The sequence below is a fragment of the uncultured Aquimarina sp. genome, assembly GCF_947492965.1.
In the GTDB taxonomy this organism is placed as follows: Bacteria; Bacteroidota; Bacteroidia; order Flavobacteriales; family Flavobacteriaceae; genus Aquimarina.
The window spans coordinates 482669-509544 of the sequence record NZ_CANLOZ010000001.1 but is presented as its reverse complement, the minus strand read 5'-3'; the positions used below and the strand labels follow the sequence as shown (position 1 = coordinate 509544).

Sequence of the window (26876 nt, the reverse complement as noted above, 5' to 3'; positions counted from 1 at the left end):
ACCTGTTTGCTATCTAAATATATAATCGTACATTTGCACCCCTATTTTATATAGGAAAGGAATGTTTAATTAGTAAAATTAGTTAGTGTGGACACATTAAGTTACAAAACAGCATCTGCCAACAAGGCAACCGTTTCAAAGGAATGGATACATATCGATGCTGAAGGACAGACTTTAGGACGCCTATCTTCAGTAGTTGCAATACTATTAAGAGGAAAGCACAAACCTAGCTTTACCCCACATGTTGATTGCGGTGATAATGTTATCATTACAAACGCTGAAAAAATCAACTTAACAGGAAAAAAGTGGACTGATAAATCTTATATCCGTCACACAGGATATCCTGGAGGGCAAAGAAGTCTTACTGCTCAGGAATTATTTGACAAAAACCCAGAGCGTTTAATCGAAAAAGCGGTAAAAGGAATGTTACCTAAAAACAAATTAGGAGCAGCTTTATTCCGTAATTTAAAGGTATATGCTGGAGCAGAACACAATCAGGAAGCTCAGCAACCTAAAACTATTAACTTAAAAGAATTTAAGTAATGGAAGTTATTCACAAAATTGGTCGTAGAAAAACGGCTGTAGCTCGAATTTACCTAAAAGAAGGTTCAGGAAAAGTTACGATCAACAAAAAAGATCTTAACGTTTATTTTCCTACTGCTACATTACAATACAAAGTGAACCAACCTTTTACCTTAACTGGTAACGAGGACAAGTACGATGTAAATGTAAATGTATACGGTGGTGGTATTACTGGACAAGCTGAAGCTGTTAGACTTGCTATATCAAGAGCAGTATGTGAGCTAGATCAGGAAAACAGAGCTATCCTTAAACCAGAAGGTTTATTGACAAGAGATCCAAGAATGGTAGAGCGTAAGAAATTCGGTCAGAAGAAAGCTCGTAAGAAATTCCAGTTCTCTAAACGTTAATTTATTAAAATGTATTTGTTGTTATCCCACAAATGGGAGTTAGTTTAGCATCTAAATGTTCAAGGCCTTATCAGAAGAACGATAGCCACTTGAATATTGCTAATTCAACAGAACGTAAACTATTACAAAAATGGCAAACAATATCGAAGTAAAAGACTTACTTGATGCAGGTGTACATTTCGGTCACCTGACAAGAAGATGGGATCCAAACATGGCACCATATATTTATATGGAGCGTAACGGAATCCACATCATCAACCTATACAAAACTGCTGCTAAGATTGACGAAGCTAGTGAAGCTTTAAAGAAAATCGCAGCTTCTGGTAGAAAAATTCTTTTTGTAGCTACCAAAAAACAAGCAAAAGAAATCGTTGCTGAAAAAGCATCTAAAGCTAATCAACCTTACATTACTGAAAGATGGCCTGGTGGAATGCTAACTAACTTTGTTACTATTCGTAAAGCAGTTAAGAAGATGGCTGCTATCGATAGAATGAAGAAAGATGGTACTTTTAACACTTTATCTAAAAAAGAGCGTTTACAAGTAGATCGTTTAAGAGCTAAATTAGAAAAGAATTTAGGTTCTATTTCTGATATGACTCGTCTACCTGGAGCATTGTTCGTAGTAGACATCACTCGTGAGCACATCGCAGTAAAAGAAGCACAAAAATTAAACATTCCTATTTTTGCAATGGTAGATACAAACTCTGACCCGCGTCAGGTTCAGTATGTAATCCCTGCAAATGATGATGCTTCTAAATCAATTGATAAGGTTATGACTTATGTAAGTGATGCGATTATCGAAGGATTAAACGAAAGAAAAGCTTCTAAAGAAGCACCAAAAGCAGCTGCTCCAGCTGAAAAAGCGCCAGCTCCGGCAGCAGAAGCTGCACCAAAAGCTGAGGAAGCACCCGTGGTTGCTGAAGCTGCTAAGCAAGAAGAAGAATAAACATTCATTGATTGCTTTTAATCATTAAAAATTATAAATATTAAAGTTAATCTTGCAAAACTTAACTTTAATATAAAATTAATGAGTCGTTTAGTTCTTTACTTTCGTAGTAATTACAACTAAACGACTTGTTTTTTACACAAACACATTAAATACTAAAACGTTATGGCAAAAATAACAGCCGCAGAAGTAAGTAAATTACGTAAAGCTACAGGTGCCGGAATGATGGATTGCAAGAAAGCACTTGTTGAAGCTGATGGAGATTTTGACAAAGCAATAAAAATCCTTAGAGAAAAAGGACAAAAAATAGCAGATAAAAGAGCTGACAGAGAATCTTCTGAAGGAGCAGTTATCGCAAAAGTTAATGACGCTAAAAATAAAGGTGTAATCGTTTCTCTTAACTGTGAAACTGATTTCGTAGGAAAAAATGAATCTTTCGTTTCTTTAGCAAAAGAATTAGCTGAGTTAGCATTAAACAGCTCAACTAAAGATGAATTATTAGCTGCAGATTTTAACGGAATGACTGTTCAGGAGAAGCTTATTGAGCAAACTGGAGTTATCGGTGAGAAAATTGAAATTGGAGATTTCAAAGTATTAGAAGCTCCTTTCGTTGGATCATACATCCATGGTAATAAAATCGGTGCTCTTACAGGTTTATCTACAAGTATAGATGAAGCTGAAGCACTAGCAAAAGACATTTCTATGCAAGTTGCCTCTATGGGAGCAACAACTTTATCTTATAAAGATTTTGACCCAGAATATGTAGCTTCTGAGACGCAAGCTAGAATTGCAGCCATTGAAAAAGAAAACGAAGAACTTGTAAGGTTAGGAAAAACCTTAAAAAATGTTCCTCAGTTTATCTCAAGATCTCAGTTAACTGATGCCGTAATTGCTGAAGCTGAAGAAAGATTAAAAGCTGAATTAAAAGCTGAAGGTAAACCAGAACAAATCTGGGACAGAATTCTTCCAGGTAAATTAGAAAGATTCATCTCTGATAACACAACCTTAGATCAAGAGCAATGTCTTCTTGACCAGAATTTCATCAAAGATGAAAAGAAAACTGTTGGAGAATACGTTGGATCATTGGGTGATGTTTCTGTAGTAGGATTCGAGAGAATTTCTTTATAAAAATCAGCAAAGTAACGGAAATGTTACTTTAGTTTATAAAATCAAAAACCGCTTCAAAATGAAGCGGTTTTTTTCGTCATTTTTCGAAGCATTTTCTAATAACTTCTAAAACATCTCCTTTAAACATTTTGGACCCCTCCAAAATGCTACCCCATAAAAGACTAACTCCCCAATTAGTCTAGATTACAAATCACACCGAAGTGAATTTGTAAACTCTAAAAATGTTTTATCATTATTTCAAAAACGCCTCTCATCTCCCCCTATTTTGTTTTCCCTTTGGCAAACCTAAAACATTATCAAACACCAATCAATAGAGGTGTTAGGGGAAAAGAACCCTTTTTTAAATCAAACCATTATTTTTAACATTTTTTCTGGTTTTATTAGGAATTACCTTTAGCTATCAAAGTATTTTCTTAATTAAGAATATCATTATATTTGCAGCACACTATAAACAAATGATGAAATACAAAAGAATATTACTAAAACTATCCGGTGAAGCTCTTATGGGAGAACGCCAATACGGTATTGACCCAAAAAGATTAGCAGAATATGCTCATGAGATCAAACAAATAACAGAAAAAGGTGTTGAAGTTGCTATAGTAATAGGTGGTGGTAATATTTTTAGAGGTGTTGCTGGAGCCAGCAAAGGTATGGATAGAGTCCAAGCTGATCACATGGGGATGCTTGCTACAGTAATCAACGGTTTGGCCCTTCAGAGCGCATTGGAAGACGCTGATATTCCTACGAGATTACAATCTGCCATAAAAGTCAATGAAGTTGCTGAACCTTTTATAAAAAGGCGAGCTCTTAGACATCTCGAAAAAGGAAGAGTTGTAATTTTTGGTGGCGGAACTGGAAATCCATATTTCACTACAGATTCTGCAGCGGTATTAAGAGCTATTGAAATCAACGCTGATGTTATTCTAAAAGGAACAAGAGTAGATGGAATCTACACAGATGATCCAGAAAAAAATGCAGATGCCACTAAATTTGATTTTATTACATTTGATGATGTTTTAAGCAAAGGTCTTAAAGTTATGGATACAACAGCCTTTACTCTAAGCCAAGAAAACGAATTACCTATTATAGTTTTCGATATGAACAAAGCTGGAAATTTACTTAAAGTAGTTTCTGGAGAATCTATTGGAACCAAAGTAAATCTTTAGTAATCATAAAATGGCTCATTTTTTGATTCATACATTAATAAAGAAAAGAATTATACACAAATGAACGAAGAAGTAGATTTTATTCTTGATTCAACCAAAGAATCTATGCAGGGCGCTATCGCTCATTTAGAAAAACAATTAACTGTAATACGAGCAGGAAAAGCATCTCCAGCTATGCTGAGTGGTGTTATGGTAGAATATTACGGAAGTCCTACACCTTTAAACCAGGTAGGGAACGTAAATACACCCGACGCGAGAACTATTACCATACAACCATTTGAAAAATCTCTTATTCAAGAAATTGAAAAAGCGATTATGGTAGCTAACCTTGGGTTCAATCCTATGAATAATGGAGAAAGTGTAATTATAAGCGTACCTCCGTTAACAGAAGAGCGCCGTAGAGACCTTGTAAAACAAGCTAAAGCGGAAGCAGAAGATTCTAAAGTTGGTGTTAGAAATGATAGAAAGAACGCCAATAATGAAATCAAAAAACTAGAAAAAGATGGACTATCTGAAGATATGGCAAAAAATGCCGAAACAGATATCCAACAGTTAACGGATAATTTCATTAAGAAAATTGATGAAATGTTAGCTGTCAAAGAAAAAGAAATTATGACGGTATAATTTCCTTACAATTTTATGCAAAAGTGTTTTTTTTCAAAAGAACACTTTTGCACATTTATAACTCAATTATTATGATTCGCGGATAATGCAAAACAAACTTTTCTGTTTATTATTTTTTATTCATTTTGTTGTTCTATCACAAATTAGCATTACCGGAAAAGTAATTGATCAAAGCACCAACAACCCCTTACCCTTTGCCACTGTTAAAACAGATCACAATGCTTACGCATTAACATCTTCTACCGGAGAGTTTGTAATACGATGTGATAGCTATCCAGTAAATCTTACCATAAGCTATGTGGGGTATGAGACTAAAAAGTTTTCTATTAAATCTGAAGATGTTGTAAAGGTAGAAATACAACTATCTCCAAAACAAGAGGATCTCGAAACTGTAAATTTGGATATTCCAGGAAGTATTGCCTCAAATATCATTAAACAAGCTATCTCCAATAAGGATAGGAATAATCCCAATAAAGCTTTATCCAACTATAGCTACAAAACCTATAACAAGTTTAAGATTACAGAAGATAATCAAGCTAGATTTGAGACTCCAGATACTACTGGTGCTGATATGGAAAGAATTTTTAACGATGCCCACTCCTTCCTATCAGAAAAAGTTAGCCTTCATCAATTCAATAAAGGGCGAGATGAAAAAGAAACTGTTCTAGCATCAAGAATGACTGGTTTCAACAAACCCGTTTATAATGTATTAGGAATTAAAATACAATCTAATTCTTTGTATAAAGAAAACTATGTCATTTTCAATAATCGATATGCTGGGCCACTATCCAACAGAGCACTAAAAAACTATTATTATAAGGTTTTAGACACTACGCAAGGAAAAAGACCTGCATATGTGATTTTATTCCAACCCAGAAGATCAAAGAGAATAGCAAGTCTGGAAGGCGTTTTATATTTGGATATGGAAACCTTAGCAATTCAAAAAGCAGTTGCGGAATTGCGAGGAGAACTGAACGTATTAGTAAATCATAATTTCAAATATACTTCAGAAGAGAAATTATGGTTGCCCCTAGACCAAGAAGTAACAATTCGACCAGGAATTGGAAAACAGAAGGTCACTTTATTCGGAGGGCAAATATCAGTAGGAAGACTAGGAAATGATAAGAAAAGTTTTACTGGAAATAATGATTTTTTAATATCCAAAACAGACTTTTTTGATTATAACACAAAACCAGATACCAAGATAAAAACACAGCAATCGGCTATTGAAATTGATCCGGATGCAACTAATAGAAGTGAAGAATACTGGAACGAATACCGTACCAGCGCTATAACCGAAAAAGATCTAAAATCCTTTACAGTCGTAGACAGTATTGTACAAGCACAAAATATTGAACGAAGAATCGATGTTATTCAGAGTTTTAATATAGGATATTACCCTGTTGGTTTTTTCGATTTTGATCTTACCTACCCTATTAAATACAACAATTTCGAAGGGTTGCGTTTGGGATTAGGAGGTTTAACCAATGAGAAGTTTTCAAAACGTTTTCGTGCAGAAGGATACTTAGTTTATGGTTTTAGGGATGCCAAATTTAAATTTGGTATTGGAGGAGGAGTTTTATTAAACAAAGATTCAGGATCCTGGCTAAATGTAAATTATACAGACGATTTAAGAGAAGTAGGAAGCTTTTTCTATTTAACCGACAGAAGAGTATACTCCCTTTTCGAACCACGTTTAGTAAATATAGACTTCTATTATAAACACCGAACTTGGAGTTCTAGCTTACAACATAGAATTTTACCTAAATTATTATCTGAAGCACAGTTTTCGGTGAGCAATATTGATCAAACTGGAGGCTATACATTCATAAACAACGGCGAAACTTTTTCTCAATATAAAACTGCAGAATCTACAATTGCACTGAGATGGAGCCCTTTTAGCAAGTTTCTAAAAACCCCCAATGGTTTTAAAGAAATACAAGATGGATATCCTAAAATAACTGCACAGTATACTCAAGGTTATAAAGGAATATTTGATAGCAACTTCAATTACAGTAAGATTGGGATTAAAGCCGAATATATTATTAACCGCCTTAATCAATCAAGCACTAGCTTATTACTAGAAGCTGACATAGCAAGTGGTGATATTCCATTAACACATCTATATCATGCGTATCCTAACGCGCCTACCAAAGAAACTGTTTTTCAAAGGTTCTCAGTAGCGGGCAGAAGAAGTTTTGAAACCATGTTTTTTAGTGAATTTTTTAGTGATCGTTTAGCTACATTACAAATAAGACATCGATTAAGACCATTTAAGTTAGCCAGTTGGTTTAAGCCCGAAATGGTTCTTATAACAAGATATGCTATTGGAGATGTAAGTAATAGAGACAATCATCAAGGAGTTGATTTTAATTCATTGCAGAGAGGTTATCAAGAATCTGGTTTCGAAATCAACAAACTTTTTGCTGGTTTTGGGCTTAGTTTTGCGTATAGATATGGTGCATATCACCTACCTAAATTTGAAGACAATATTGCTTTTAAATTTACATTTTACCTAAAGCTATAATCCCCTTTTATTTATTCGTTTTTCTTTTCAAAATTCTTAAAGATTAAGTTCTCAAATCCTTACATTTGCACAAGGAAAATTGAGAATGGCAAAGTTACTAACTTTCGGGTTTTGGAATACATTAGCTGGGATTATACTCCGCAATAGAGCAGCAATATTTATCGTGATTATTGGTATCACCGTTTTTCTTGGTTTCCAATGGAAAAATATGCGTTTCTCCTTTACAGAAGCGAATCTACTTCCGGATGATCATGAAGTTAACTTAAAATATCAGGAATTTCTTGATAAATTTGGTGATGAGGGCAACCTTATTGTAATGGCTATAAACGATAGTACGTTATTTACACCAACCAAACTAAAAGCCTGGAATGACTTCAATGATTCGTTTAAAAAGTATAGCGAAATTGATCTTGTAATTTCTGTAAGCGATTTAAAAACACTTAAAAAAGAGAATAACCCTCCTAGATTTGAACTTATACCTTTTATAAAAGATAGCATCTATACGGAAAAACAGGTTTCTGAGTATGAGCATGAACTATTTAATAAGTTACCATTTTACGAAGGACTCATCTACAGCAACAAATCCAAGACAATTCAAAGTGCGATCTATCTAAACAAAGAAATTGTAAATACAATTGTTCGAAAAAAATTCATTGAAGATGTTCTAAATCCTAGAATAGAAGCTTTTGAAGAAAAATACGGAATGGATGTAAAAGTGTCCGGAATGCCATATATAAGAACTATGAATTCTCAAAACATTATGGATGAGATTCAGATTTTTATTTTAGCAGCTTTATTAGTTACATCCTTGATTTTCTTCTTCTTTTTTAGGTCTTTCAGAGCCACATTTATATCAATGACAGCCGTGATTATTGGAGTAATGTGGGCTTTTGGATTACTTGGATTACTAGAATACGAAATTACAGTACTAACCGCAATTATACCTCCTTTGGTGATTGTTATTGGAATACCAAATTGTATTTTCTTAATAAACAAATACCAACAGGAAATTAAAAAACACGGTAATAAAGCTAAATCACTACAAAGGGTTATTACTAAAGTAGGTAACGCCACATTAATGACCAATGTGACGACAGCGGCAGGTTTTGCTACTTTCGCTTTAACAGAGAGTAAGTTATTGAAAGAATTTGGTATTGTAGCTGCGATTAATATTGTAGCACTCTTTATCCTATGCTTACTGGTAATTACTATTATTTATAGCTATATGCCTCAGCCAAAAGAAAGACACCTAAAACACCTAGGAAAGAGATGGGTTGAGCGATTAGTAAACTGGATGGAGCATGCAGTAAAAAACAGACGAATCACCATATACACTACTTCATTAATTATTCTTATTGCCAGTATCATTGGGATTTATACCATTAAAGTTTCGGGAAGTTTGTTAGAGGATATGCCCAAATCTGCTGGTTTTTTCCAAGATATTCAGTTCTTCGAGGACGAGTTTGATGGCATCATGCCTTTAGAAATCTTAATCGACACCAAACGTAAGCAAGGAGTTCTTAAACTGCCTACACTGCGCAGAATGGAACAGTTAGAAGAATTATTGGAAGAAACTCCAGAATTATCAAAACCCATTTCTATTGTAAACTTAGTAAAGTATGCTAAACAGACCTACTACAATGGAAATCCTAAGTACTATCAACTACCTACAAGTCAGGAGCGTAATTTTATTTTGCCATATGCCAAAAGTTTTGAGTCTGAAGCGGGAGCAATGAACAGCTATGTAGACTCTACTGGACAGTACGCCAGAATCACAACATTTATGAAAGATGTTGGAACTGAAGAAATGGAAAGAATAGAAGCTAATCTTGCTCCAAAATTAGAGAAACTGTTTCCAAAAGATCGTTATGAAATTTCATTTACTGGTAAGGCTCTGATCTTTCAAAAAGGAACCACGTATCTAGTCTGGAATCTTATATTTTCTTTAGGGTTAGCTATTATATTGATAGCTCTTTTTATGGCATGGATGTTTAGATCTTTTAAAATGATCATTATTTCATTAATTCCTAATTTATTACCGCTTTTAATGACAGCAGGACTTATGGGATTTTTAGGAGTACCTATAAAACCTTCTACTATTTTAGTATTTAGTATTGCCTTTGGTATTTCTGTAGATGATACCATCCACTTTTTAGCAAAATATAGACAAGAACTTAAATCAAACCACTGGAGAATTAGAAAATCAGTATTTGCTGCTTTAAGAGAAACGGGAGTTAGTATGTTTTATACATCTACCGTCTTATTTTTTGGTTTTTCTGTATTCATGATTTCTAGTTTTGGAGGAACCAAAGCTTTAGGAGGTCTTGTATCTGCAACCTTGTTGTTTGCGATGCTAGCCAATCTATTATTATTACCATCTCTATTACTTTCTTTAGAACGTAGCATTGCTAATAAAAAGACTTTAAAAGAACCTTCTTTAAAGATCATTGCTAGCGATGAGGAACTTCCAGAAGAAGAAAAAGAATCGATAAATTAAGCATTAATTTTATCAAAATAATTCTACTAAAAAAAGAAGCCTCACTAGTAAACTAGTGAGACTCCGTGTAAGATAGATTACCCCAAAACCTATCGAACTAAACTTAACGTAAACACAATCGTCATAATTGCATATGCAAGATACGCTCCCTTTTTGTATTTTGAAACACATTTTAGGGGGGAATTTCCCCCTTTCGATAAAAAAAATATATATTTAACTTTTTTTTTGTAGTCCTTAAAAGATTTGGTAAAAATCAAAATTCACATTATCAATTATTTACAAAAAATAATCGTGTAAGAATTTTTATATACAATTATAAAAAAAACTTCAAAAAAAGCGATTTTTTCCCCAAAAACCTCTATTTTTACGGTTTTTACATCAAATTCTTCTAGAAAAAACCGCTAAATCTTGTTCTACAAGAAAAAAGCATCAATTTGCCTTTCAAAAAAGAATTAAAACATTTAAGAACATAATTCATTTATTTTTTGAGTAAGATTCTAATGCCCTAATTAGATTAAAAAATTATCTTTGCTAACTTAAAATTTATACTATTTATTTGGTATAACGTACAAACAAAAATAGGTGCCATATTGATTGAAGAATAGAAATTCAGAAATCGATCAGCCTGTTATCATACAAATGAACTAAATAGATATAAATAACCTTATGTATGACATCATTTTGAATAAACTTAAAATGTATTATGGTTATTTATAACTAACAATTAAAAAGAATAAAAACAAAGATGAAACATACGAAAGTAATAGAAGTACTAGCAAGTGACAAACTATTGCAACCTGTATCTGTAAAAGGATGGGTTCGTTCTTTTAGAAATGATCGATTTATTGCGATTAACGATGGGTCAACTATTAAGAACATTCAGTGTGTAATTGAAGATAATACGATCGATAGTGAAATTACTTCCAAAATTAATGTTGGTGCAGCACTTTCTATAGAAGGAACACTTACTGAAAGTGAAGGTAAAGGACAACGCGTAGAAATAAAAGTTTCGAATATTGTTATTGAAGGTGAAGCAGATCCAGAAGAATTGAAACTTACCATTTTGTCTCCAAAGCGTCATACTTTGGAAAAATTAAGAGAACAAGCTCACTTACGCGTTCGAACTAATACGTTTGGAGCAATTATGCGTATGAGATCTAAATTATCTTTTGCCATTCATGAATACTTTCAAAAAAATGACTTTTACTATGTACACACGCCAGTAATAACTAAAAGTGATGCTGAAGGAGCCGGAGAAGCATTCAAGGTGACTAATTTAGACTTCAACAATATTCCAAAAGACGAAAATGGAAATGTAGATTACAAACAAGATTTTTTTGGAGGAGAAACTAACTTAACCGTTTCCGGACAATTAGAAGCTGAAACCTATGCTATGGGATTAGGTCAGGTATATACCTTTGGACCTACTTTTAGAGCAGAAAACTCTAATACTTCTCGTCACCTTGCCGAGTTTTGGATGGTAGAACCAGAAGTTGCTTTTTGTGACCTAGATGGAAATATGGATTTGGCTGAAGATTTTATCAAATATGTAATTCAATATGTGTTAGATAATTGCCAGGATGATCTAGAATTTTTAGAAAACAGATTAGTGCAGGAGGACAAACAAAAACCTCAAGCCGAAAGAGCGGAGATGCTACTTAGAGATAAGCTGAAGTTTGTCTTAGAGAACAACTTTAAAAGAGTAAGTTATACGGAAGCAATTGAGATTCTTAAAAATTCTAAACCTAATAAAAAGAAAAAATTTAAATTTCCTATCGATGATTGGGGAGCGGATTTACAAAGTGAACATGAGCGTTTCTTAGTAGAAAAACATTTTAAATGTCCTGTTATCTTATTTGACTATCCAGCAGACATTAAATCTTTTTACATGAGACTTAATGAGGATGGAAAAACGGTAAGAGCAATGGATATTTTATTCCCTGGAATTGGTGAAATCGTAGGAGGTTCTCAGAGAGAAGAGCGCTTAGATGTATTAAAAGAAAAAATGGCTGCTCTAAACATCCCTGAAGAAGAATTATGGTGGTATTTAGATACTCGTCGTTTTGGAACTTGTACGCACAGTGGTTTTGGATTAGGTTTCGAACGACTAGTATTATTCGTAACAGGAATGGGTAATATTAGAGATGTAATACCTTACCCTAGAACTCCTTTAAACGCAGAATTCTAACACATAGATATTTAGTTTTTTCTATGTTTCTTAAGTAAAATCTCAGAAATTAGATCGCAAATTATTTTTTGATTTCCATCTAACTTCTGGGATTTATTTTTTGCTCTTTGAATTTTATCATAGTGTGGCACTTTACCTGTCTCAGCCAAAAACGCCATTGCATCTTCAAAAAAACTATTCAAAGCAGGCATGATGTATCTGCTTTGAGAATTATTATTTCTTAAATGAATAAATTTCTTTGCATACGCCAAGAATAGTTGTGGATATTGTGCAAAAGTAATTATAGTCTCTGTGAAATTTTTCCGAACTTCTTCAGAACTAAGAGAGTTCTTAAATCTTAATTTCGAAGCATCCACAAGCTTCATAGTATGCAATAAAGCAGTTTCTTTTATAAAATGACTATGATCATTCTTAGCGTAGTAATAGATTTCCATACCTACGTTGGTATTAATAATCAATATTTCAGTTCCAATATGATCTTGAAGATATTTCGTAAGAGTGCCTACAGCAGTAGGAGACATTAATAACCGTCTTTTAATATTTATAGAACGTATATTAACCGATTTTATATCTGTTATATGAGAATCTAAACTCACTCTGTTTCATTCAATAATTCAGCAAAATCAATTCCATGACTTTGAGCATGCATTTCAGCTGTTCGACCGGTATTATCTTTGATGGTAACATCTGCTCCTTTAGAAATCAATAATCTAATTATTTCTTTTTGACCAAAAGTAGCTGCAAAAATTAATGCCGTGGCATCATTATAACTTTTAATATCCACATCTGCACCATTAGAAATTAATAGTTCTGCAATTTCATAATGCCCTTTAAAACAAACTCCCATCAAAGCGGTATTCCCAGAAGCATCCTGTTGATTAATATCCGCTCCTCGACTTATAATCAATTTGGCTATATCCAAAAAACCATAATAAGTAGAAAGTAAGAGAGGTGTAGATCCTCTTTGATCTTTTGTATGTACTAAACTTGGATCCTTTTTTAGAAAGCTATCTACCGCTTCTAAATTCTGAGAACGGATCGCATCAAAAATTGTATTCATCAAAATGGAGTTGCAATATTTATATTGGAATTTACGCTAATGTCTTTATTAACCAATGGAAGATATCAAAAAAATATTGAGCAACACGCTAATTAGGAGAATTTTATAATTTACAATGAAAAACAGATGAATACGCATCTTTTAATGATATACTTACTACAAAAAAAGAGGAGCCGTTGCACCTCTTTTTAAAATTACGCTGCTTTTGATGATAAGTTTTATCTCAATTTTTCTTTCATTCTTAATAGCTCTTGTTCTATCATTTGTAATTTATCTTCCATTCCATCCGCAAACTCAGGAATACGTTTACAAAACACATAACGTACTCGCCACATTTCTTTAATTTCAGAAATTGGATATTCTTCGTCTTCTATATTTTTATGATCTGCTCTTAAAACAACATTGTTGTTTGTTATATACAATCTTCTAAAGATTAATTTAGTATCTGTTAACGCTACTACCAAGGTCCCATTATTCAATTTCTTAATGACATTAGAAGGGACTTCTTCTCCTATAACGATATCCTTTGGATAAAAACCTTGATCATGATTTGTCATTTCTAAATTCAATACCGTATAGCCTCTAAACTTTTTAGCAGGATTTACTGGTAATTGAATTGTAGGTAACTCTTTTATAAAGTTGTCTTTAGTATATAATGAGATATATTCTCCAGCTGTACTTTCTGTTATACAAGGTATCACAGCAAATTGTTCTCTCTTTATATCCTCTGCATAGGTAGTGAGATCTCCTTTAAACTTTAAAAGTTCATTTACCGTCAGTTCATCCGTTAGCAGCTTATCTATAGCTATGCTAAAATAATTAGCTATTTTTATTATCGTATCTATTTTAGGCTCACTCCTACCTTCCTCATACGCACCTAAAGTCCCTCTTTTTAAGTCAAATAGCTCTGCAAAAGCTTGTTGACTTAAACTCTTTACACTTCTAATTTTTTTAATATTTTTTCCAAAAAATGACATTTTTGCTAATTTTATTTGCAATTATAAAAAATTATTGTACTTTTACACTAACAATATTAGCTAATATATTTAATAAATGCTAATTTTAGTAGAAATACTTTTTAAAAGTATAATGATTTTGGGCAAAATCATAGTGTATACTAAAAATTTTAGCACCATAACTAAATTCATTAATCATAAAACAACAACATACCCATGATATCCGTAGTACAATACATTGCCAATTTAGCCGTCGATATAGTAGAAAAATTATCTTACTTTTTGTAATATTGATACTAAGTCACAAACAGCGAATAAATTACTAATTATCAATCAAAACAACCATCATATGCAAGATCACTTCCAACTGGTGAAAGAATATTTACTAACCCTTAATTTCAACATCATCCACGAAAATAACGGCGATGGAATTATAATGATTAGTAAAGAAAATGAAGGGATTAAAAACTTGATCCTAGGTGTTGCACCACCTATTTTGATCATTGAACAACACATTTTTAATATAAAAAATAAGAATGAACTAGTGTATCGTAGCTTACTTCAAAAGAATAGAGATATTGTTCATGGAGCATTTGTCCTAGATGAAACTGGTGAAAAGGTAATCTTCAGAGATACATTACAAATAGAAAACTTAGATCTTAATGAATTAGAAGGAACATTAAACTCACTAGGATTATTATTAAGTGAATACTCAGAACAAATTATAAATTTTTCAAAATATTAAATTATGAACTTTTTCAAAAGACTATTTAAAATAGGTGAAGCTGAAGCACATTCTGCGATCGATAAAATGGAAGATCCTATTAAGATGACAGAGCAGGGAATTAGAGATATGAAAGTTGATCTAGAAAAAAGCCTGGAAGCTTTAGCACAGGTAAAAGCTTTAGCAATTCGATCTAAAAATGATACAGAAGAATTTGCTGCTAAAGCAGAAGATTACCAACAAAAAGCTATGCTAATACTAAAAAAAGCACAAAGCGGAGATCTAGATACTGCAGAGGCTGATAGATTAGCTAAAGAAGCTTTAATTAAAAAGGAAGAATCACTACAGCATGTTACTCGTGGTAAAGGTGAAACAGAAAAGTTTGATAAATCCGTATCTCAGTTAGAAAAAAATGTTGACGAAATCAAACAAAACATTAGCAAGTGGGAAAACGAGCTAAAAACTTTAAAAGCAAGAGTAAAAGTTTCGGCTGCTACCAAAAATGTGAATAAGCAAATGGCAGAAATAGATAGTTCTAGTACTGTTTCTATGTTGGAAAGAATGAAGGACAAAGTAAATCAGGAAGAAGCTTTAGCAGAAGCTTATGGTGATATTGCAAACGCTTCTAAATCTATAGACGAAGAATTAGACAAAGCTGTTGATGTAACGCGAACGAATGCAGAAGACGATTTAGCTAAGCTAAAAGAACAGCTTGGAATGAAAGACTCGTAATTCAAAAAACCCCAGAAAAGGGGTAACATTTTAAAGCTTTAAGGCACTAACTTGCAACCTTAACTGGTAACTTAAAAATAAAGTATTGACTATTTTTTTTGAAGGTCAAAGACAGGTTAATGACATTTTCTATGTTTCCTACAAAAAACAAAGAAACAATAGACTATTATAAGATCTTATCGAATCCAATCAAGTAATTGATTATCAGATGCTTTTGATCTACTCAAAAAATAATAACAAAAAAACTAATAAATCATGGTAACATCTACGACAGAAAAGATACCTAATAAGGAAGTTATTGAAATTTTAGGAATTGCAAGAGGAAGTACAGTGAGAGCCAGAAATATTGGTAGAGATGTTTTTGCAGGGCTAAAAAATATTGTAGGAGGAGAAATAGAAGAATACACCAAACTGCAGGCGCAGTCCAGAGAACAAGCTTTACAAAGAATGCATCAGGATGCGCAACGATTAGGAGCAGATGCGGTTATTAATGTAAGATTGACTACCGCTATGGTTATGCAAGGAGCTTCAGAAATCCTTGCCTATGGAACCGCAGTAAAACTTAAATAATAAGAAGATGGGAGCATTATTTATAGGTATTTTTTGGACAAGTATCCTCGTTGCTCTGATTTATCTAGCAATACGAAGAATAAAAATCTATCAAACTGAAGATTTTGAAAAGAGGGATAATTAATGAGATAACAATTAACTTACTAAACAACTAAAACATTGAAAGAATTATTCGACATAGCCATATCTAACGTTAATTTACCTTTAACGATTTTATTTGGTTTGCTTATTCTATATTGGCTATTAACTACACTTTCTGGATTAGACTTAGACTTATTCGATGCAGATATAGATATCGATGTAGATGCAGATGTAGACGTGGATATGGATGTAGATGCGGAAGCAGAATTTGATGCCAGAGCAAACCTAGATGTCCAGGATATCTCCAATACGGAAGTAAAAAAAGAAGATGTTATACGACGCCGTGGCAAGTTGAATTTCTTTCAAATATTTCTGATTTATTTCAATTTTGTAGGACTTCCTTTTATGTTCACTTTCACATTTTTTGTACTATTCTGGTGGGCATTAACAATGACAGGAACATCAGTCACACACAGTTATAATAATGATTTTGGATTTGTCTTTTTCTTTGGAAGTATTTTACCTGCTTTAATTATTACAAAAATTATCACTACACCTTTTAAACGATTTTTTACAAATTTTAATAACAAAGGTGAGAGTAAACTAGAATTACTTGGTCGAGAAGGGATTTTACAAAGTCCTCTTTTTGGTGAAAAAATATCAACATTAGAAATTAAAATTCAATCAGACCCTATAAAGGTTATGGTAAAATCTAAAGATGGAATTGAGATAGCTGCAAATACAAAGGTGGAAATCATAAATCAAGTAAAGAATAAACCATTATACATTGTCCAGCCTTCAACATATTGAAAATATAAATGACTAATATTTTAACAACTGCTGCAATAGTAATAATTGGTATTTCGACCTTGGTCATATTACTTTTAATATTTTATAAAAAAGTAACTCAAGGACAAGCATTGATAAGAAGTGGATTTGGAGGAACTAAGGTTGTTTTTGATAGAGGAATATTAACAATCCCCTTTGTTCATAAATTAGACAAAATTGATTTAACTATAAAAAAAGTTGACATACACCGAATCAAATCGGAAGCGTTGATTTGCAAAAACAATAAGCAAATAGAACTAAAAGCTGCTTTTTTTGTTCGAATAAATAGAAGTGTTGAAGATATGATTCGGGTGGCTCAAACTTTTGGTTGCGAAAGAACATTTAATAACGATGAAATAAGCAATCTATTTAGAGTAAAATTTGAAGAAACTCTAAAGACAATAGCTTATCGTTTTAATAAAGAAGAGATATTAGAAAACCGAGATGTATTTAGAGATGAAATCGTCCACCATCTTGGTACAGATCATAACGGGTATAGTATAGATGACTGCGCCATTTATGACATAGTAGAAAATGAAACTTAAACAATTAATTATATAAACAAAACAATCAAATAATATTAACTAAATAACTTAACATCTATGGGCAATATAGGATCAATAGCTATTGTAGTCGTGGTATCGATAGTACTTCTCATTATACTATACTTTATAATAATTGCAATTTTTTACAAAAAGATACCTCAAGGAGAATCTCTTGTAAGAACAGGTTTTGGAGGAACGGCAGTTGCATTTGATAAAGGTCTGTATGTAATTCCCGTATTACATAAGGTCGAAATCATGGATATTTCTATCAAAAAAATAGAAATAGAAAGAACAGGAACTAATGGGTTAATCTGTAAAGATAATATCCGTGCAGATATTAAAGTTGCATTTTTCGTAAGAGTAAACAAATCTGTCGAAGACATTATTAACGTGGCTCAAACTATCGGATGTGCCAGAGCTTCAGAAATTGACACACTGAGAAGTTTATTCGATGCTAAGTTCTCTGAAGCGTTAAAAACAGTAGGAAAAAAGTTTGAATTTGTAGAGTTATATGAAGCGCGTAGAGAATTTAGAGATGAAATTGTAAATATCATTGGTACAGATCTAAATGGATACGTGTTAGATGATTGCGCAATCGATGACTTAGAACAAACTTCACTAAGCGTTATGAAACCAGATAATATTCTGGATGCTGAAGGTATTAAGAAAATCACTGAGTTAACTGCTGCACAGAATGTAAAATCTAATCTGATCAAGCGCGATGAGGAAAAAGTTATTCGTAAGCAAGACGTAGAAGCACGAGAAGCTATTTTAGAACTTGATAAGCAATTGGCAGAAAAAGAAGAACAGCAAAGAAGAGAAATTGCTAATATCAAAGCGCGTGAAGAAGCTGAAATATTAAAAGTAGGAGAAGAAGAAAGACTTAAATCTGAAACAGCACGTATTGCTACCGAAGAGAAAGTAAAAGTTGCTGAAGAAAATATGCAACGTCAAATTATTGTTGCTGAGAAAAACAAGCAACGTACTAATGCTGTAGAAACAGAAAGAGTAGAAAAAGATAGAATGCTAGAGGCAACAGAGCGTGAGCGAATTGTAACCTTAGCACAAATAGAAAAAGAGAAGGTAGTTGAAGTAGAGAAAAAGAACATTCAGGATGTGATTCGTGATCGCGTGATGCTAGAAAAAGGCGTGGTCGAAGAGCAAGAAAACATGAAAGATATCGAAGCATTCAAAACTGCAAATCGTGAGAAGCAAGTAAAAATTACCATTGCTGAAGCAAATGCAGAAGAAGCGTTGATCTCTACAATCAAAGCTGCGGAAGCGCAAAAAGAAGCTGCTAAGCAAAAAGCTGAAGAAATCAATATCGAAGCACAAGCGCAAAAAGAAGCTAGTGAAAAAGAAGCGGAAGCTCGTAAAACATTGGCAGAAGCACAAGCTAAAGAAGAAGCTACTATTGGAATGTCTGAAGCACAAGTAATGCATGCCAAAGCAGATGCTAACGAGCGTCAGGGATTAGTGGAAGCGAATATCATCGAGAAAAAAGCAAAAGCAGAAGCTGCAGGTATTCTTGCAAAAGCAGAAGCTGTTAAAGAAGAAGGAATTGCAGAAGCTGAAGTGATTAAAGAAAAAGCACTAGCAAAGGCTATAGGTGATAAAGAAATTGCGTTAGCAGAAGCTGCCGGAATCGAAGAGAAAGCAGAAGCAATGAAGAAGCTGGATGGTGTTGGTAAAGAACACGAAGAATTCAAGTTGAAATTAGATAAGGAATTACAAGTGGATCTTGCACAAATCAATATTCAGAAAGAGATTGCTTTTGCGCAAGCAGATGTTATCGGAGCTGCATTAAAAGCTGCCAATATTGATATTGTAGGTGGTGAAACTATGTTCTTCGAGCAAATTATTGGTCAAATTACCAAAGCTAAAGGATACGATAGATTGGTACAACATTCTAGTACGGTACAAGAAGTAAAAGATGCTATTCTAGGAAGTGATGATGTAAAAGGAAACCTTTTAGAAAAAGTAAGAGAGTTTGCTACCAAATACGGAATCTCCTCTGAAGACATCAAAAATCTAACGATTGCCAATATCCTAATGGATTTAAAACAGAAATCTACTAACGAAGAAGAAAACACCTTGTTTAGTAACCTGTTTAATCTAGCTAAAGGATTAGGAATTTCAGACAAGAAATTGAAATAATATAAACTTCTCTCTGTGCAGAGAAAACAAAAAGAAAAGGGTATCACCTACCCTTTTCTTTTCATAAAATATATGCATACTAACACATATACATTTTTAGACCCATAAAAGTCAATCCCTGAAAGTCTTGAACTCTCTTTGGGGTAGCGAGTGATTGACTAGATGGGATTTGTTTAACTTTTAATACTGGTTTAATTATGAGTATAGCTGCAATGATTGCTTCGATTAAGTTTAATGATCGAAGAAATAAAAGAGACGCTTTTAGTCATATAAATGGAAATACCGATACCCAAAGCAGAGGTATCAAAGTAGAACCCGTTTCGGAAGAAACTTTACAAAAGATAAGAGAAAAGCTTAAAAGACAAAGACAAGTACTTTATAGAAAACAAGTTGCTGTCTTTGGGATGATAATAGTTCTGATCACATCTATTCTGATATACATTGCGTAGTGATGGGAGGATATGGTCATAACTTAAGCAATCTTCTTAAAAATAGTAGAAGAAAAGAACGAAAAGCCTATGATGGATGGACAGAAAGTGACAGTGAAAGCAAAGGCATTGAGGCAGTGTCCGTTTCAGAAGAATTATTACAAGAAATTAGAGATAAACTAAAAAGACAACGAAAACAAACTCGTAGAAAACACATACTAACAATTGTACTAAGTGTCGCTGTTTTTATTTTGCTTTTCTGGTTTGTTCTTTATCAATAGTATTACGATCCAGGTGTAAGTATTGGATCGTTTAGATAATAAAAAAACGAAATCATGAGTAGAAAATTTTTAGGACTAATCGCAGTATTATTTATATGCATTGGCGTATTAGCTTTTAACACCTATTACAAAAAAGAAGGTTTAGAAAAAAATGGAGTCCAGACATCCGCTGTGATTACAAAAATCACTACCAATAAATTAGATAGTGATATTGGTTTGGACATTGACAACTTCCATGTAACATATGAATATGAGGTAAATAGAAAGAGTTATCAAAAGATCCAAGAAATAGTGCGGCAAGAACACGATTTATATTTCGAAAAACCAGGAAAAGTAGGAGATTCTTTAAAAATCGTCTATGATTCAGAAAAACCAACGAATTCAAGGATTGAGAGGATTAAAGAATAAATTGTTCAACTTCGCAAACTAAACATATAATTTAATAAAGCGAGAAGTACTTATTTAAATGATAAATACAAATAGGATTTACAACTAGAGCAAAAAACATTAACAAGTGTCCATATTCAAAGTCGGTATTTATTTAGTTATTTCACTAATAATTCTTTTGGTAATTGATGGTGTATTTTCAAAAAAAGAACATCATGGCGGGATTATCGTGGAAAAAAAATACCAAAATAATACTGGTCGTACAGGAGGAAGCACAACAGGAGAAACACCCTTTGCCCCAATACCTGAGCAGAAAACTGATCCAAGAGGATTTTCTTTTTCTATAAGAGCAAAATCGAATCAAACTGTTTATGTGGTTCCCGACGATAAAATGTATCATAAAGCTTCTTTAGGAGATTCTATTATTTATATTCAACACATGGGGCTTCTAACCAATATTTTATGGAATACTGTACCGTATAACCTTATAAAGCAATCTGATGATGAAAATTATTCCAAAATTCAGAAAGAGACACTACTAAATCATCCATTAAACAAAAACACTTTATTATTACATTCAAGAATTAAACAGATATCTAAAATATCAGATAAAGATGTTTTTGAAGCTGTTATATATGCTGATTCATTAATACAAAATGATGACTTTTTATCTAAACAGGATAAAATAATGGACATACAAACTATAATAGGGGAAATTCTTTATGATTATAATCAAATAGATCTAGCCTTAGAAAGATTTCTTTTGGTAAAAAAAAATCAATATGGATCACTGAGAAATGACACAAATATTGCTGGGTGTTACATCAAAAAAAAAGAGTATAAAAAAGCGCTAGAATTACTTAATAATGCTTCAAGTATAAACAAAAGTTTTAAATGGTTAATTGGCAACTATTATGAAGTAATCAAAAGTAAACCTAATGCAATCATTGCGTACAAAGAGCTTTATGATTCTGATAATAAAAATTATTACTATTGCTATCAAAGAATAAAAGAACTTAACGATCCAAACACAAAGTTATATACAGAATTAAAATATCTGAAGAGAAGAGAACGAACTATTTTATTAATAAATAATTCAGGAGGGTTTGACCTTAAAACAATTAAATATTGAATTTGTAATAAGATAAAGTGTAAATAGTACCCAAAAAGTCTACTAACATTGAAAAATCTTTGAAAGAAATTGGCCAAATTTAATCAACACCAACAAAACCTAGGGTAACAACTATGGAAGAAACCAACACAAATAACATAAAATTAGACGGTGGAACCTATGAGATCATCCAAAATCGTTTGCAAAAACAAAAAGGTGAACTCCAGAATCGTCTTACCCAACTAAATGATGCAAGAAAAGAAGTTTTTGGTAGTGTAGAAACAAAACTGATTGCCAACAATCGCATCAATACAGAGAACAATTGTATCGCCAGAGACATTGTAACCATTGGTAAATATTGTCTCTTTGGTTACAACGTACATTTTGGTTTAAGAACAGAGATCAAGTTAGAAGATGTTTTTAGCATTTATACTTACACGGATGATCACTTTGTAAATAAAAAATTAGACCTCATCGAGGACAATATTTTTATTAATGATTTCACGAATTTATATAAGTATTATAGAAACACCATTTTTTCGAAGTTTGCTATCGTTGGTAATTATCTTCATATGGTTTTTCAGTTAAGCGAAAGCGTATCCGATATTAAAACCTTTAAATGGTTAATCAATGAAGGAACACTTACCTATGTTGATAATCGAAGTGAGCACGAATTTAAATTCCCGAATCAGTATGATTTCGAGTGGACAGAAGTAACTCGAGATATGCATAGATACGGAACCCATCCGCATATCTCTATTTTAGATAAAGTATTTGTAGAAACCGTTGGTGGAGATCTCACCATTAAAATCGAAGACAACACAGATGATGGAAAAGGAATCTACAATGAAGCGGTAGCGCAAGTAGATCAAACCTTAGATGATGGTCAATATCGTTATGCAGATTTAGGCAACCTCATCGCCTTAGAAATAAAACCATTTCAGGAAACTCCTAGATACTTTGTATACAATCATAAAGTACAAGAAGTAAAAAAAATCGAGTGCATAAAAGACGCTTGTGTGCTTTTGCCTGATGATCAAGGGATCATCTATCCTAATGGTTATTATCTACAATCCGGAGAAGTAAAATTGTTTACCAATGAAGTTTCTGATGTTCAATTTCAAGAAAAAATAAGCTCTCCTAATGGAGAAGATTTTCTATATGTTTTCTATGAAAGCGAAAAAGGACTATATACTTTGATGTCATACAATGTTATCGAACAAGAGGTAAAAACTCCTATCGTTTGTAATGGATTTACCATTTTAGAAGATGGAGAGTTGTGCTATTTCAAAACTGAAGATGAGCAAACGAAACATCATGTTATTCAAATTTGGCAAACTCCTTTCTTAACTGGAAACGAAATTCCTTCTCAGCATACAGACACTTTAATTTACAAAATAGGAAATAAAGATATCGTAAAAGCAATGGCAGAATGCCATGCACTCATTACACTTCTGAACAAAGAAGATAGTTATGATGGTTTGTATGATGATCTGGCTAAATCTTCGGGAGAAATTGTAGACAGCTATTATTGGATTAGAGAAGATGATACCTTCCGTTTAGATATTCCGTTAGGAGAAATAAGTAATGCAGCAAATGCAGCTATCGATGAATTTGAAAAAGTTGTCCAACTAAGAAGAACTGCTGCCAATGTAACCAAAGAAACCAAAGCAAAAGCAGAAGAAATCTTTGGGAAGATAAAAAGTAGCTCCTTCCGATCTATAGATGATTTTGTGCAAGTTTTATCACAACTAAGAACCCTGCGCGGTGAAGTAATTGGTTTACAAGACATTCGTTATGTAGATAAAACCTTTATCACTGAGCTTGAAACAGAAATTGCAGAGCAAACGGATAAAATTTCTCAGCGCTGTGTGCAATTCTTACTAGATGACAAGGCACTACTACCCTATCACGAGAGAGTAGAAGAAAAAAAGCAATCGCTGGATAACATCAAAAAAGTAATCGATGCTAAAAAGTTAGAAGATGAAGTAAATCAGATTGCTACGGACTTAGAAATGCTAATTGATATTGTTTCCAACCTTCAGATCGAAGACACATCTCATTCTACTAAGATTATCGATAATATTTCTTTGATTTTTGCTACTATTAATCAATTAAAGGCTGGAATAAAGAATACGATAAAATCGCTTGGTAGCAAAGAAGCCAATGCAGAGTTTGCAGCTCAATTAAAACTAGTGGATCAGAGCATTATCAATTATCTGGATATCGCAAACACTCCAGAAAAAACAGATGAGTTGTTAAACAAAGTATCTGTTCAACTAGAAGATTTAGAAGGTCGATTTGCAGATTTTGAAGAATTCATCACTCAGATTATCGAAAAGCGAGAAGAAGTATACAATGCTTTTGAAGCTAGAAAAAATAGTCTGATCGAGGCAAGAAACAAAAAGGCAGTTGCCTTAGAAAATGCTGCAAACAGAATACTCAAAGGAGTTACTAAAAAGGCATTAAGTTTTGATACTGTTGCAGATATTAATGGATATTTTGCTTCGGATTTGATGATCAATAAACTGCGTGATATCATCTCTAATTTAATGGAATTAAATGATGCTGGTAAAGCGGAAACCATTGAAACGGCATTAAAAGTTGCCAAAGAAGATGCTACTCGTAAACTAAAAGACAAACAAGACCTATATGAAGATGGTGAGAATATCATCAAATTAGGAAAACATAAGTTTGGTGTTAACAAGCAACCACTAGACCTTACCATTGTTTACAAAGATAAGACCTTACAATATCATCTTACAGGGACCGATTTTTATCAGGAGATTGAAAATGAGACCTTATTAGTTTCTAAAAAATACTGGGATCAAGAACTTATTTCCGAAAATCAAGATATGTATCGTGCTGCTTATCTAGCTTACAAGATTTTCAAAAACTCAAAAGAAGACCTTTCTAGTATATCTGAAAAAGATCTACTAGAAATTATAAAATCAGAAAGTAGTAAGAACTATGCAGAAGGTTATGTAAAAGGCGTACATGATGTAGACGCTGCAAAAATTCTGAAAGTTTTAGTACAAAAAGATCATGATCTCGGCTTATTAAGATACGATTCCAAATCAAGGTCGTATGCACAATATTTTTGGAATAGCTTGGATGATAACAAAAAGGGGTATTGGAATGATACTATTAAAGCTTCAGGTGAAGTATTAACTATATTCTCAGATAGTACTGAGTACAAAACTGTACTTGCTGATTTAGCAAAAGAGGTGATTTTATTCTCAGAAGAACATCAACTTTTTGCATCAGATCATGCAGAGGTCATTAGTAATTATCTTTTTGAGGAATTACAAAGCGATAATGTTTTTTGTATTAGTCAAACGGCAAATGAGCTACACGAGTCCTTTTTAACCGAATTAAAAAAGAAAAAGGTACTTGATAGATTCAAAAAATCATTGGAAGCAACGGGAGATAAATATCAAAAAGATCTCATCCGTTTAGCATTGCAATGGGTAACCGCCTATTTAAAAACATATCATCCAAAACAAATTGATTATGCACATGAGATTGTTTGTTGTCTATTGTACAAAAAAGAATCCATAGCAGAAATTATTCATGTAAGTCCATCACAAATTATTGATGGTTTACAAGGAAGTCATTCAACGATACAAGAAGGAAATTTTGAATTTAATTATCATAAGTTTATTGCCGATGTAACCGACTTTGTACAGATTGATGTTCCTGCCTATGAAGCATATAGAGATGCAAAGCATCAGGTAACAGAAATGCTAAAAGAAGACTTGAAACTTTCTGAGTTTAAACCAAGAGTTTTATCCTCTTTTGTTAGAAACAAACTAATTGATCAAGTATATCTTCCTTTATTTGGAGACAACTTAGCCAAGCAATTAGGAAGTGTTGGAGATAACAAACGTACGGATAGAATGGGAATGTTATTACTCATTTCTCCACCAGGATACGGTAAAACTACCCTGATGGAATATATGGCAAATCGTTTAGGATTGGTATTCATGAAAATAAATGGGCCTGCAATTGGTCATGAAGTAACTTCTGTGGATCCTATGGCAGCCAATAATGCCGCCGCTCGTGAAGAATTGAAAAAACTAAACCTTGCTTTCGAAATGGGTAATAATGTGATGCTATATCTAGATGATATTCAGCATTGTAATCCGGAGTTTTTACAGAAATTTATTTCTCTAGCCGATGGTACTCGTAAGATTGAAGGAGTCTACAAAGGAAACCCTAAAACCTATGATTTACGCAGTAAGAAGTTCTGTGTGATCATGGCTGGAAATCCATATACAGAAAGTGGTGAAAAGTTTCAGATACCAGATATGTTAGCCAACAGAGCTGACATCTATAACTTGGGAGATATTATTGGTGATACAGCTGATTTATTCAAATTGAGTTTGATTGAAAACGCACTCACTTCTAATCCTATATTGCATCAATTAAGTAGTAAATATTTCGAAGATATCTATGGATTAATCGAAATGGTAGCATCAGGAACCCAAGAAGGTATTGAGCTTAAAGGAAATCATACAAAACAAGAAGTACAAGACTACTTATCTATATTAGAAAAAGTAGTTACGATTCGTGATACGGTCATGCAAGTAAATGCGACGTATATACAGTCTGCTGCAATGGAAGATTCGTACCGCACAGAACCGTCATTTAAACTACAAGGTTCGTATCGTGATATGAGTAAATTAGTGGCAAAAGTAGTTCCTATTATGAATGAAAAGGAATTGCAGACACTTTTGTTATCACATTATGAAAATGAATCTCAAACTTTAACAAGTGCTGCAGAAGCCAATCTTCTGAAGTACAAAGAGCTAACAAACAACATTTCAAAGGAGGAAAAAAACCGCTGGGAAGTTATCAAAGAAACCTTTGTAAAAAACAATAAATTAAAAGGGTTTGGCGATAAAAACGAAATGGCACAAGTGCTTGCACAGATGATGCAATTTAGCGATCACCTATCCGGAATTCAAGAAGTATTAAAAAAGGGATTAGAAAGGTAAAATCTAATATA

General features: G+C 33.0%; 23 protein-coding genes. 20 read left to right on the top strand and 3 right to left on the bottom strand.

What is annotated here, in order from left to right; genetic code table 11:
• Window positions 1-87 precede the first annotated feature (87 nt).
• The 9 genes from rplM to asnS all read left to right on the top strand — a co-directional run bounded on the left by rplM (window position 88) and on the right by asnS (window position 12005).
• On the top strand, window positions 88-543 hold the full coding sequence (gene rplM / locus Q1B37_RS02150) for a 50S ribosomal protein L13 (protein ID WP_299603604.1): 456 nt from the start codon (window positions 88-90) through the stop codon (window positions 541-543).
• Window positions 543-929 carry a 30S ribosomal protein S9 gene (gene rpsI / locus Q1B37_RS02145; protein WP_299894921.1) on the top strand — a complete coding sequence of 129 codons (387 nt, stop codon included), beginning with the start codon at window positions 543-545 and terminating at the stop codon, window positions 927-929. The genes rplM and rpsI overlap by 1 nt, the downstream gene beginning before the upstream one ends.
• Window positions 930-1059: 130 nt before the next feature.
• Window positions 1060-1875 carry a 30S ribosomal protein S2 gene (gene rpsB / locus Q1B37_RS02140; RefSeq protein WP_299603610.1) on the top strand — a complete coding sequence of 272 codons (816 nt, stop codon included), beginning with the start codon at window positions 1060-1062 and terminating at the stop codon, window positions 1873-1875.
• Between the two features lie 165 nt (window positions 1876-2040).
• Window positions 2041-3003: a translation elongation factor Ts gene (tsf, locus tag Q1B37_RS02135; RefSeq protein WP_299894918.1), complete on the top strand. Its 963-nt coding sequence runs from the start codon at window positions 2041-2043 to the stop codon at window positions 3001-3003.
• A gap of 458 nt (window positions 3004-3461) precedes the next feature.
• Window positions 3462-4169: a UMP kinase gene (gene pyrH / locus Q1B37_RS02130; protein WP_299604669.1), complete on the top strand. Its 708-nt coding sequence runs from the start codon at window positions 3462-3464 to the stop codon at window positions 4167-4169.
• Between the two features lie 60 nt (window positions 4170-4229).
• A complete protein-coding gene (gene frr, locus Q1B37_RS02125) occupies window positions 4230-4793 on the top strand; it encodes a ribosome recycling factor (protein WP_219007079.1) in 564 nt (187 codons plus the stop codon).
• An 85-nt stretch (window positions 4794-4878) separates the two neighbouring features.
• Window positions 4879-7320: a DUF5686 and carboxypeptidase-like regulatory domain-containing protein gene (locus Q1B37_RS02120; protein ID WP_299894915.1), complete on the top strand. Its 2442-nt coding sequence runs from the start codon at window positions 4879-4881 to the stop codon at window positions 7318-7320.
• Window positions 7321-7405: 85 nt separating this feature from the next.
• On the top strand, window positions 7406-9817 hold the full coding sequence (locus Q1B37_RS02115) for an efflux RND transporter permease subunit (protein WP_299603621.1): 2412 nt from the start codon (window positions 7406-7408) through the stop codon (window positions 9815-9817).
• A 745-nt stretch (window positions 9818-10562) separates the two neighbouring features.
• A complete protein-coding gene (gene asnS / locus Q1B37_RS02110) occupies window positions 10563-12005 on the top strand; it encodes an asparagine--tRNA ligase (RefSeq protein WP_299894912.1) in 1443 nt (480 codons plus the stop codon).
• An 11-nt stretch (window positions 12006-12016) separates the two neighbouring features.
• Here the strand turns inward: asnS and Q1B37_RS02105 are convergent, their stop codons facing one another.
• The 3 genes from Q1B37_RS02105 to Q1B37_RS02095 all read right to left on the bottom strand — a co-directional run bounded on the left by Q1B37_RS02105 (window position 12017) and on the right by Q1B37_RS02095 (window position 14042).
• Window positions 12017-12526, bottom strand: coding sequence for a hypothetical protein (locus tag Q1B37_RS02105; RefSeq protein ID WP_299894909.1), 510 nt, complete (start codon window positions 12524-12526; stop codon window positions 12017-12019).
• Window positions 12527-12597: 71 nt separating this feature from the next.
• Window positions 12598-13065 (bottom strand): ankyrin repeat domain-containing protein, encoded by a 468-nt coding sequence (locus Q1B37_RS02100; protein ID WP_299894906.1) that lies wholly within the window; start codon window positions 13063-13065, stop codon window positions 12598-12600.
• A 218-nt stretch (window positions 13066-13283) separates the two neighbouring features.
• A complete protein-coding gene (locus Q1B37_RS02095; protein ID WP_299894903.1) occupies window positions 13284-14042 on the bottom strand; it encodes a helix-turn-helix domain-containing protein in 759 nt (252 codons plus the stop codon).
• Between the two features lie 328 nt (window positions 14043-14370).
• Between Q1B37_RS02095 and Q1B37_RS02090 the strand changes: the two genes are divergently transcribed.
• The 11 genes from Q1B37_RS02090 (at window position 14371) to Q1B37_RS02040 (ending at window position 26865) form a co-directional block, all read left to right on the top strand.
• Complete coding sequence (locus tag Q1B37_RS02090) at window positions 14371-14766, top strand: molecular chaperone Tir (RefSeq protein ID WP_299894900.1); 396 nt, start codon at window positions 14371-14373, stop codon at window positions 14764-14766.
• A gap of 3 nt (window positions 14767-14769) precedes the next feature.
• The gene (locus Q1B37_RS02085) at window positions 14770-15477 is read left to right on the top strand and encodes a PspA/IM30 family protein (RefSeq protein WP_299603630.1); all 708 of its coding nucleotides are present in this window, start codon (window positions 14770-14772) and stop codon (window positions 15475-15477) included.
• Between the two features lie 255 nt (window positions 15478-15732).
• On the top strand, window positions 15733-16047 hold the full coding sequence (locus Q1B37_RS02080; protein ID WP_299894897.1) for a YbjQ family protein: 315 nt from the start codon (window positions 15733-15735) through the stop codon (window positions 16045-16047).
• A 159-nt stretch (window positions 16048-16206) separates the two neighbouring features.
• On the top strand, window positions 16207-16938 hold the full coding sequence (locus tag Q1B37_RS02075) for a hypothetical protein (protein ID WP_299894894.1): 732 nt from the start codon (window positions 16207-16209) through the stop codon (window positions 16936-16938).
• Between the two features lie 8 nt (window positions 16939-16946).
• On the top strand, window positions 16947-17501 hold the full coding sequence (locus tag Q1B37_RS02070) for an SPFH domain-containing protein (RefSeq protein WP_299894891.1): 555 nt from the start codon (window positions 16947-16949) through the stop codon (window positions 17499-17501).
• A 57-nt stretch (window positions 17502-17558) separates the two neighbouring features.
• Entirely contained in the window at window positions 17559-19658 is a 2100-nt protein-coding gene (locus Q1B37_RS02065; protein ID WP_299894886.1) for a flotillin family protein, read from the top strand.
• 197 nt (window positions 19659-19855) lie between these two features.
• On the top strand, window positions 19856-20107 hold the full coding sequence (locus Q1B37_RS02060; protein ID WP_299894883.1) for a hypothetical protein: 252 nt from the start codon (window positions 19856-19858) through the stop codon (window positions 20105-20107).
• Window positions 20107-20367 (top strand): hypothetical protein, encoded by a 261-nt coding sequence (locus Q1B37_RS02055; RefSeq protein WP_299894881.1) that lies wholly within the window; start codon window positions 20107-20109, stop codon window positions 20365-20367. The genes Q1B37_RS02060 and Q1B37_RS02055 overlap by 1 nt, the downstream gene beginning before the upstream one ends.
• A 54-nt stretch (window positions 20368-20421) precedes the next feature.
• Window positions 20422-20775, top strand: coding sequence for a DUF3592 domain-containing protein (locus tag Q1B37_RS02050; RefSeq protein ID WP_299894877.1), 354 nt, complete (start codon window positions 20422-20424; stop codon window positions 20773-20775).
• Between the two features lie 106 nt (window positions 20776-20881).
• On the top strand, window positions 20882-21886 hold the full coding sequence (locus Q1B37_RS02045) for a hypothetical protein (RefSeq protein WP_299894875.1): 1005 nt from the start codon (window positions 20882-20884) through the stop codon (window positions 21884-21886).
• Window positions 21887-21999: 113 nt separating this feature from the next.
• Window positions 22000-26865, top strand: coding sequence for a DNA repair ATPase (locus Q1B37_RS02040; protein ID WP_299894872.1), 4866 nt, complete (start codon window positions 22000-22002; stop codon window positions 26863-26865).
• Window positions 26866-26876 lie beyond the last annotated feature (11 nt).